Origin of the sequence: Frankia gtarii (assembly GCF_025403375.1) — a bacterium.
In the GTDB taxonomy this organism is placed as follows: Bacteria; Actinomycetota; Actinomycetes; order Frankiales; family Frankiaceae; genus Frankia; species Frankia gtarii.
In genome coordinates, this window is sequence record NZ_JAMPTM010000013.1 from 44928 (window position 1) to 51383 (window position 6456).

The window sequence follows — 6456 nt, forward strand, 5'->3', positions numbered from 1 at the left end:
ATGTTCTCCCGGTTTCCAGGTTCACTATTTTCGTCACCAGACCCGCGGTTGCCGGGCGGCGGTACGAGACATTCAACCGGAACCTGAACGGAAATTAAAGATAGCGGCGTAAGGAATGCCCGCTAGATACAATCGGGTGAGCCGATGGGTACCGAAGAGGGAGTCAGGATCATGGAGCTCAGGCATCTACGAACGTTTGAGACGGTTGCCCGGACGCTCAGCATCACGCGGGCGGCCAAGGAGCTGCATTACGCGCAGTCCAGCGTCAGCGATCAGATCCAGTCGCTCGAGCGCGAGCTCGAGGTGAACCTGCTCGACCGGTCGCAGCGTCAAATACGGCTGACTCCGCAGGGAGCGGTGCTGTCGGAGTACACCGCCAAGATCTTCAACCTGCTCGAGGAGGCGCGTTTCGCGATCTCGCGGCCCAGCACGGAGCTGGCGGTCGGCGCGTTGGAAACGGTAAGTGTGCATCTGCTGCCGGCGGTGCTCGCGCGTCACCGTTCGCTGTACCCGCAGGCACGGGTGCGGGTGGGGCAGAACAACCGCGGCGCGCTCTACCAGGCGGTGCGCCGGGGCGACCTGGACCTCTGTCTGACCTTCGGTGAGCCACCTCCCGACGCGTCCCTCCGCTCGGAGACCCTGGTCAAGGAACCCCTGGTGGTCATCGTGCCGTCGAAACATGCGCTGGCCGATCGCGGTCGGGCCGGTCTCGCGGAACTCCTCGGAGAGCCCTTCCTGGCCACCGAGAAGGGATGCGGCTTCCGGGAGATGTTCGACGACGCCTTCGGAGCCGTCGCGACCAAGGAGCCCATCGCGGAGGTTGCGAGCATCGGCACGCTCAGCGCGTGCGTGGCGGCCGGAATGGGCTGCGCGCTGCTTCCGTGGATCTCTGTGCGCGCCCAGGCCGATCGAGGCGAGGTCGCGGTGGTGGAGATCGAGGGCACCGACCTGCACACGACAGTGACCATGGCGTGGCTGAACCGCAACTCCACGAATCCGAACCTGCAGGACTTCCAGACGGTGCTGCGCCAGCAACTGGACAGCTGAGTGGGAACCTCCACCTCTGATCACTGTGCCGCCTCCGCCGGCTCGGACACGGCCGGAGGCGCGGCGGCCAGTGGCTGCAGCGGGACCGACATCAGCCGAGCGCGCGCGATCTTGCCGGTGACCGTTGTTGGCAGCCGGTCGACAACGATCAGCTCTTCGGGAAGCTTGTAGGTGGCCAGTCCCTTCCGGGCCAGATGTCCGTTCACCTCGTCCAGAGTCAGACGGGCTCCGTCGTGCAGCACCGCCAGCAAGCACGAGCGTTGGCCCAGGCGCAGGTCGGGTTGTGCCACGACCGCGTGCTGAGCCAACTGCGGTAGGTCGTTGAGCAGTTCCTCCACCTCGAGCGCGCTGAACTTCAGGCCGCCGCGGTTGATCAGCTCGTCTGCGCGGCCCCGGTAGCTGACCGAGCCGTCGGGGTTGAGAGTGGCAAGATCACCGGAACGCAACCAACCATCGGCCGTGAGCGCGGCCCGGGTCGCCTCCGGCGCACGAAAGTAGCCACTGAACATATAAGGACTCCGGTACTGCAGATCTCCGGTCTCGCCCGGTTCAGTGAGTGATCCTGCCTGGTCCACCACTCTGACCTCGCCGCCTGACACCGGCCGCCCCACCGTGGCGGTCGCCTCTGGCGGGTCATCAGGGCGGGTGCACGTCCCCGCACCGATCTCTGTCATCCCCCACTGCACGACGACCCTCGCCCCCAGCGTCCGCCGCACCCCCTCGACCAGCTCTTGGGACACCGGGGCGCCGCCAGTACGCACCTCCCGCAGTAGGACTGGCGAGCGGCCGTCCGCCGGGCCCTGCTCCAAATGGACCACCAGATCACGAAGCTGGGCCGGTACCGCAAAGGCCACAGTGGCCGGGATGGAGCGAAGCGAGTCAAGGAACCGCTGCGGATCCCAGCCGTCGACGAGTCCGACACCCCCGCCGACGACCAGGGCCAGGTGTACCGAGAGCAGACCGAAGGCGTGGCTGAGCGGACTCGCCGAGACGATCGTGTCGGTATGGACGAGGCCACCATCCGCCGCTACGGCTGCGGCATTAGCGAGCAGGCCACCATGTCGGTGCACGCACAGCTTCGGACGCCGAGACGTAGTACCGGAAGATGCGAGAAGCAGGAGAGGAGCCTGCGGATTCCGCGTGATGGGCGGAAGCTCCTCGACCAGTTCCGGGCTCGCCTCCAGCAGTTCCGCCGAACTCGGCAGGTCAGTGGTCCTGGGACTCACGTTGTCGGCGCCAGAACCGGGTGAAAGCCACACGTGCCGTAGGGCGGGACACGACTCGCGTACGGCGGCGATCTCTTCGACGCGGTCACGGCCGCGATAGGAGCGCCGTGCCACCAGCGCAACCGCGTCAGCCTGTACCATCAGCGATTGCATCTCGTGCACACCGTAGGCGGAATGCAACGGCAGCAGGATTACGCCGAGCCGCGCGGTGGCGGCGTGCAGCACCAGGAGTTCCCAGGAGTTCGGTAGCTGGGTGGCAAGAACGTCACCGGCCCGCAGCCCCCAGTGATGCAGGGCTCCGGCGGTTTGGTCGGCCTGCTGCAGGCACTCACGCCAGGTCCTCCATCGGAGGCTGTCCCACACCGCGGGATCCGTACGGCGGAGAGCAGCATGCTCCAGAAGTTCAGTAAAAGTCAGGAAAAGTGCCGTCGATTCCACTGCGGGAGCATCCACCGAGAACCTCCGACTGCGACAGGAAGGAAAGCCTAGCTCGCCGATTTTTGCTACGGTCCTGGACGCTCGAACCGCACATTCAGTGGGCGCCTATAACGACTCTCAATCGAGACGGACGCATCGAACGCGATCAGGATTCATTGTTCCGGACCGGTTCCGCACCATCTCTCGCCCCGACCAGGACGTCATCGGGTGGGAAGCCGCCACCCCGCTGGCAGGCCGCAAGATTCCTACAATTATTCTGAGCTTCCAGAAACGGCCGGAAATATCGGTCTCAAATTATCCGACGGAGAGCTGGCCATGTGTCTCGACCGACAATCCTGTCTGCGCGACTCCTGGCCATGGACACCAGGTAGACAGACTCGGCGATTCCATCAACGGAATTAGCTGCCAACGACGGTTTGTTCAGCCATCGGCGTGGGTGATAACGGCTGAGGTGAAACTCGGGAATCGCCCCACCCCAGCCGGGAAGAAGAGGTCGTCACGCAGACACCCTCAAAAATATGGAACAGCCTGCTAGACCGTCAGTTCTCGGGATGAAAGAGAGCGAACACGGTGTACGCATGCGGGTCGGGCTTGGCCAGACTGGCCGCCTTGTCCCGGCCGATCTGGACATCGGGATCGGACATGGTTGCCTTGATATCGGCCTTACTGCGCCACTGAGCGAAGTAGGCGACCCGCTTGCCGTCGATGCTGGAGAGGATGTTCACAGAAATGCAGCCGGGACGGTGCCGGATGAACCTCTCAGCACTCTCACTCAACACCTCGGCCAGTTCCTTCTGCTTCTCTGGTTCAACCTCAAATATATTGATCATGGAGAAGGTGTCGTCGCCGGAGCGAATGACAGTCTCACTCATCGTGTCAATTCCTTTGTTCGCGCATGGACATACTTGGTATCAATCGTGTCCGGCGTGAGCGGCATCGCCCACGCATGAACGACATCCACGGGCTGGGCCGGATCTAGGCGACGGGTTCGGCATTTTGAATCGGAGCCGGCACGCCCTTCGGACCAGACGTCACCACGTCCTACTCGGAATCAGCCCAGACGCACTGGGCCCAGTCGGGAAGAGGCTGTCCCGACCTGGTGCCCGGCAGGCATCACGAAGGTTTCGGCGACGGCCTGGATTGTTGGGATCTGTATGTGGTCAGCGTGAGCCGGCCCGGACTCGCGTCTTGGTTCCACCCCGGCACACGGGGCGAGAAGCTCCTTGGGGCTGCATCACCGGACCGGTCCTACGGCCAAGTTTGCACCCTGAGACTGCACCCAGCGTGGCGGCTGCATGGCCGTCCCCGTGATGTCGTCCACCTGCCGATCGACGCCGATGGGAGGTAGGACTCGCACTGTTCTAACGTCCCCTCATGCCGGAATCTCCTCGAGTGGCCGGCACCGGGCCATGGTTAGGCCGTCCGCGACCGGCAGCATGACCAGGTCGACGCGGTCATCCTGGCGGGCATGCTCGTTGAAAGCGCGGATGGCGGCGGCCTTCTCGCCCGGGTGCTCGTCGATCACCTCCCCGTTGAAGAGGGTGTTATCGACTAACAACAGCGCTCCCGGGCGCATGCGCGGCACCAGCTCCTCCCAGTAGCCGATGTAGCCCGGCTTGTTGGCGTCGATGAAGGCGAGGTCCAGGTGTGGTTCGGCGGGCAGGGCACGCAGTGTGTCCAGCGCCGGACCGAGCCGCAACTCAATGCGGTCGGCCACCCCATCACGGATCCAGAACTCACGGGCGAGCTCGGTCCAGTCGGCGGAGACATCGCAGGTGATGAGCGAACCTCCGGGGGGGAGGCCACGGGCCAGACAGAGCGACGAGTACCCGGTAAAGGTACCGATCTCTACCAGTTGCACAGCCCCTAGAAGTCGAACAAGAAAGGTCAGCAGTGCGCCCTCCTCGGGCGCGACGCTCATATGCGCCTGCTCGGGGACGACCTGTTGAGTACGCTCGATCAGCTCGGCCAGCAGCGGATCAGAGGTCATCCGGCCCTGCGCAAGGAGATAGCCATAAAGCTCGGATGTGACAGGCAGAGTCCGGTGGGTCAAGGTGTCGTTGCGCAGCACGATTTTCTCCCAGGTGTGCAGGGGAATGGTGCGCGGTTCCAGTCCAAGGAAGACCTCAGACGGATGCGTACGAGACGCCCTCTTGCCACGCATCGTAGGCGCGATCGACCGCCTCGATCTCCAGGGGAACCTGAACGATTGCGGTCCTATGGTCACCGGCACAGTGCAGCTCGAATCGGCGCCGCCGGCCCGGGTACTCCTGATCGCGGACGAAGTACAGAACAGTGGACCCTTCCGGACCACCTTGGTAGGGGTTGTAGCCGCCCCCTTCCCGCAACAGCCCGGCCTCGGTACGCCAGGCGGCAATCAGTACGGCCAGCAGTTCCGCCGTGGGATGGTTCACCGTAAACGCAGTGTGGCACTCAAAGTCACGCAGGGCCTCGGATTTCTCGATCTTCCCATCGAATGCGGGGCTGTCACGGGGAAAGAGGAAGACCTCAACCGCGGCATGACGTCGTCCGTTCGGTAGCTGCAGGTGAGTACGTGCGATATGAATGTCACCCTCCGTCAGCTCTATTTCATAACGCTCACTCAGCCTGCGCCGGACCACTGTGCTCGGTATCGTCGGGAGCGGCGCCAAGCCGCACCGAACCAGGTGGCCTAGACCCGCAGCGAGAGTCCGAGGGAAGAGTAGCACGGCACTGTGGTCGAAAACACAGTTTTGCTCGGTCAAACGCGCGGCTTCACCGCCCGCCGGGACTGGCTCCAGAAGCGACGATGCTGACGCCGTTGAAGCAAGCCAGGCGTCACCAATTGTATGAGACAGTCGCCGCAGGTCGGAATCGGAGAATACATCGTCCCCGGAGACTTCATTGACGGCTTCGCCGGAGCGACAGGAACCGGACACTGACACCTCCCGTGTGGGGATCCATTGGCATCTTGCAATGTTTCTCTGGCAAGGGCAAGACCAAACTTGACCGCATACTCGACATCAGGTAACCCGTTTGACCGGAAAGCCACCCGAATGGGCCCTTGACCAGGAAGGACATGGTATTTCAGTGTTCCCGATTCCTGTCATCGGAACTACCGAATGATCAATTTCGGGACTCCCTGATACGAGTCCGAATACTTGCTGTATCTTCTCTGGTTCGACGCCGCCCGCGGGGCGCTAAAAGTCGACTGGGCCCGTGAGCTGGGGCAATGCGCCGGCACGGAGCCGCAACGCTTCGGCGTGTTCGCGATCTGACTGGGTTTATGGTCAGGGGAAGCCAGGAGGGTGAGCGCGACGGTTGGGGTGGTGTGGGCGCGTCGGCCGGCTTGGACACCGTTCCGATAGTGACGCCCTTGGCGACCTTGATCGACGTCGATGAACGCCGCAGGTCGTGCAGTCGGCGGTGGTAGAGTAGATGGTCACCGAGTTCGACGCCCCGCTCCAGCGGGACCGGCAGCGGCTCTGCGAGATGGAGCAACGCGCCAGCGCAAAGGCGCCGCATGCACCCGATCACGGTCACATCGCCGATGGGTGTAGATCCTTCCCAGTGAGATCGTCGGCTGGATGATCTCGGGCTGCTGGGCTGGGGTTGATCGCGAAAGGGCTCCTTGTCACTACGTTCGCGGGTGTCGAATCCAGAACGTGTCGTGAGCAAGGAGCCCGGGTGTCAGGGTATGAGGAGCCGCCGGACGGGGCGGCGGGTGTGTTCGGCCGGTCGGACGAGCTGTATGAGGGGCTGAGGG

General features: G+C 63.6%; 5 protein-coding genes. 1 reads left to right on the forward strand and 4 read right to left on the reverse strand.

Translation table 11 applies throughout. The features are described 5' to 3' along the window. The first annotated feature begins 171 nt into the window (after positions 1-171). Positions 172-1047: a LysR family transcriptional regulator gene (locus NBZ83_RS04295; protein WP_261568428.1), complete on the forward strand. Its 876-nt coding sequence runs from the start codon at positions 172-174 to the stop codon at positions 1045-1047. Between the two features lie 20 nt (positions 1048-1067). Here NBZ83_RS04295 and NBZ83_RS04300 read toward each other — a convergent pair whose 3' ends face one another. The 4 genes from NBZ83_RS04300 to NBZ83_RS04315 all read right to left on the reverse strand — a co-directional run bounded on the left by NBZ83_RS04300 (position 1068) and on the right by NBZ83_RS04315 (position 5332). Beyond that, the gene (locus NBZ83_RS04300; protein ID WP_261568429.1) at positions 1068-2726 is read right to left on the reverse strand and encodes a class I adenylate-forming enzyme family protein; all 1659 of its coding nucleotides are present in this window, start codon (positions 2724-2726) and stop codon (positions 1068-1070) included. 524 nt (positions 2727-3250) lie between these two features. After that, positions 3251-3583, reverse strand: a complete 333-nt coding sequence (locus tag NBZ83_RS04305; RefSeq protein ID WP_261568430.1) for an antibiotic biosynthesis monooxygenase family protein — start codon at positions 3581-3583, stop codon at positions 3251-3253. Between the two features lie 500 nt (positions 3584-4083). Beyond that, complete coding sequence (locus tag NBZ83_RS04310) at positions 4084-4782, reverse strand: O-methyltransferase (RefSeq protein ID WP_261568431.1); 699 nt, start codon at positions 4780-4782, stop codon at positions 4084-4086. 55 nt (positions 4783-4837) lie between these two features. After that, positions 4838-5332 carry a hypothetical protein gene (locus tag NBZ83_RS04315; protein ID WP_261568432.1) on the reverse strand — a complete coding sequence of 165 codons (495 nt, stop codon included), beginning with the start codon at positions 5330-5332 and terminating at the stop codon, positions 4838-4840. Positions 5333-6456: the final 1124 nt, after the last annotated feature.